Source organism: Bacteroidia bacterium (genome assembly GCA_016218155.1).
Taxonomy (GTDB): Bacteria; Bacteroidota; Bacteroidia; order Bacteroidales; family GWA2-32-17; genus GWA2-32-17.
The window spans coordinates 1-3,482 of record JACREQ010000083.1; the positions used below are offsets into that span (position 1 = coordinate 1).

The 3,482-nt window shown below is 34.4% G+C and carries 4 protein-coding genes; 3 read left to right on the forward strand and 1 reads right to left on the reverse strand.

Translation table 11 applies throughout. From position 1 onward, the window contains the following. Genes HY951_14760 through HY951_14770 form a run of 3 tightly spaced genes read left to right on the forward strand, consistent with a single transcriptional unit; the run spans window position 1 to window position 2,816 of the window. Window positions 1-1,107: a phosphoadenosine phosphosulfate reductase family protein gene (locus tag HY951_14760; GenBank protein ID MBI5541323.1), complete on the forward strand. Its 1,107-nt coding sequence runs from the start codon at window positions 1-3 to the stop codon at window positions 1,105-1,107. A gap of 4 nt (window positions 1,108-1,111) precedes the next feature. After that, window positions 1,112-1,609 (forward strand): GIY-YIG nuclease family protein, encoded by a 498-nt coding sequence (locus tag HY951_14765; GenBank protein MBI5541324.1) that lies wholly within the window; start codon window positions 1,112-1,114, stop codon window positions 1,607-1,609. Continuing rightward, complete coding sequence (locus tag HY951_14770; GenBank protein MBI5541325.1) at window positions 1,602-2,816, forward strand: DGQHR domain-containing protein; 1,215 nt, start codon at window positions 1,602-1,604, stop codon at window positions 2,814-2,816. The genes HY951_14765 and HY951_14770 overlap by 8 nt, the downstream gene beginning before the upstream one ends. Window positions 2,817-2,827: 11 nt before the next feature. On the opposite strand, the gene HY951_14775 is transcribed toward HY951_14770, so the two are convergent. After that, on the reverse strand, window positions 2,828-3,482 hold a 655-nt coding region (locus HY951_14775; protein MBI5541326.1), incomplete at its 5' end, for a hypothetical protein.

Genomic DNA, 3,482 nt, shown 5'->3' on the forward strand with positions numbered 1-3,482 from the left:
ATGGAAAATAAAATTCGACATGTATTGGGCATTTCAGGTGGCAAGGATAGCGCAGCTCTGGCAATTTATCTGAAAGGTAAATATCCACAACTAGATATTGAATACTATTTCTGCGATACAGGCAAGGAATTGGACGAAACATACATGCTCATTAAAAACCTTGAAGTATATATAGGGAAGACAATTACCCGTTTAGAAGCCGGTAAGGATAGCCACGAACCACCGTTTGACCATTTTCTAAAATTATATGGAGGCTATTTACCATCTTCTAATTCTCGCTGGTGTACGAGGAAACTAAAATTGGAGCCATTTGAAAGGTTTGTTGGGGATGATCCGGTAATCTCTTATGTGGGTATTCGGGGCGATGAAGACCGGGAAGGGTATATCTCTAAGAAACCCAACATCCAGTCTATCTTCCCATTCCGCAAGAACATTTGGAGTGAGGACGTTATCAACAAAGCACTGAAAAATGGCAATATTCTGGTGTTGGCTAATTTGTATGAGAAACATGTTGATAAAGCTATGACAAAACGGGTATTAGAAATTGTCAATGAGCCGATTTCCTCAAATTTTCCACAAACTGATAAGTTAAATACTTTGTTAAATTTGGGGATAAATGTTTTCAATAAAGTGGTATTTGATTTCCTTAAAACAATATACTATCCTTTGTCCTATGCGGATGAATTTCCACTATTAGACAATGAAGATGTATTGGTGAGGGATGACATCTTTAGGATTTTGCGGGAAAGCGGTGTAGGTATACCGCAATATTATGAGAAAGTAGAGTTTGAGATAACCGGCAAGAAAGGTGAATATGCCCGCAGCCGTTCCGGATGTTTCTTCTGTTTCTTCCAACAAAAAATTGAATGGATTTGGCTATACGAACAGCACCCAGATAAGTTTAAGTTGGCAATGGAATATGAAAAAGACGGCTATACATGGATTCAGGATGAGCGATTAGAAGACCTCATCCAACCCGAACGCGTGTGCCAAATCAAAGAAGAACATTTAAAGAGAACGAATCGCATCTCCAACGAAAAATCTCCTTATCTGCTGGATATTTTAGATGAAGCAGAGGGAGAGGGTTGTGCAGCTTGTTTTATCTAATACCATGTCTTACGATATTGATTTTATAAAAAAAGGGCAGCTTAAACTACATATTCGGAAGTTTCTTTTATATCCTGAATATTGGAGCGATGTAAGCAATCAAATTCCTTATAGTCTAAACTGGAAAGGATATAAGTTTGAAAAGAAAAATGAAGTTAAAATTCCAGATCACAAAGGTGTTTATTGTTTTATTGTTAAACCCCAAATTTCAAACTTTTTTGAAACCAAGTATCTGTTCTATGTTGGACAAACGACAAGGACATTAAGACAAAGGTTCTATGAATATTTAGATGATCAAACAGGAAAAGGGAAGCCTAGACCCAAAGTATACGAAATGTTAAAACTTTATCAAGACAACTTATATTTTTTCTTTTCAAATATTAACGATAACAGTCAAATTGATGAGGTAGAAGAAAAGTTATTAAACACATTTGTTCCGCATATAAATACAGACATTCCTAAAGCTAAAATCAAATCCGAGTTAAGGAATATTTATGAGTAAAAGAAAATTAATACTTCCGACCTTAAGAGCCCGAATGGGCGATTGGACATATTACATTTCTGTAATGACATTCAATGAAATTGCAGACAGGATTTCTCTAACCGATGAAATACATAAAAACAAAGGTCTTAAGTCTCTAATTCAAAGAGAAGTAAAGGATAGAACAAAAAGAATAGTTGAATATCTGAAAACTCAGGAGCAACGCTTCTTCAATGCGTTGATCATAGGAATTTATGATGGCAATCCAACATATCAAGAATTAGATATAGAGAAATATAAGAATTTAAAAGAAGAGGAAATAGATTATCTCAGTAAAACTTTAGGAATTCTTACTCTCAGTGGTAAAGAGAAGCTTTTTGCCATTGATGGCCAACACCGTACAAAAGCAATTAAAGATGGAATTAAAGAAAAAGAAGGCTTGCATAACGAGGAAATAACAGTAATATTCTTGGCTCATAAAAATACACAGGATGGCTTAATAAGAACAAGAAGACTTTTTTCAACCCTTAACCGCTATGCCAAGCCTGTAAGCAAAAGTGAAATCATTGCTATTGACGAAGAAGATAACTGTGCTATTATCACGAGAAATCTTGTTGAAGATTTTCCGTTATTGCAAGGCATTATCCAATTTAATCAAACAAGAAGCATTAGTGTTAGCAACAAGACTGCATTTACTAATATAATTGTACTATATGACTTTGTAACCGCTATATTCACGAATCAAAATGTTTTTGGAATAAAAGTTTCAGGAGAAGATTATGTAAAATTTACACATAGAAGAGAATCGGAAGAAAAAATTAAAGAGAGACAAAATTATATTGAAAGCCTACTCACTGAATTATTTGAGAAGATACCTCCCTTAAATAAATTCTTAAGAGACAAGAAGGTAGATAGAAAATCTGATGCTACTAGCCTGCTTTTCCGTCCAATCGGTCAAAACATGCTTTATTCTACTTTAAAAGTTGGAATAGAGCATGGAAAGAAAGAAAGCGTGGTAGCTTTTTTTGCCAGAAATGATTTCAACTTAAAGAATGATATTTGGAAAAAAGTTTTTATGGATGAGGAAACCGGGAGGATAAAAACTGATAAAGCATTACAGAAATATGCTTTTCAGTTAATCTTGATAAACATAGGAATTAAAGTATCTCTTACTCAAAAAGATAAAGAAGTGTTTGATAATTTCAAAATTGACCCTGAAAAGATTTAATACGATAAACCCTATTCCTCCAAAACCCCCATTAACTGCTCCATCCCAAAATTTAAGAGAAAATCACTGTAATAGCTATCAAATACATCTCGTATATATTCGTCCACGGTAACATCTTCCTGTTTGCCATCTTTTGAAATAGTTAAAGTGTAGTTCCGCCTTTTTGTAATCATGTACAAGAAAAGGGCATGAAAATAAACAGAAGACAAATATTTCTTTTGAGCGGTAGTGATCTGTTCTTCTGATTTTAATTTTATGCGATGACTGAGAAATACTCTGCTGTCTAAGTTAATATAAACCTTTTCCAGTTTATCGCCTTCTCCAACAGGATACATTACAGTATCATAGTTCATTGAAATGCCTTGCCCTTCTAAAATTTCCCAATCTTTTTTTGCTACTTTTACCAGTTCGGGCAATCCGATGTTTTCAAAAGATTCTTCTTCTTTAGGAGTTGATTCTTTCGGATATTCCGGATCGATAACCTTTATCCAAATAATTTCCTCTATAGACTCATCGGGAGTAGTGAGTGAAACTTTCATTTCTAATTCATCACCTACCTGTAATTCTTTAGTTGGATTAGCGGTTAGTTTAATCGTTCCATTATTCGGGCTGCTCTTTACAATATTGAGCAAGGTGGAGATTTCTTTATCCTGTCCGGGTTTATCA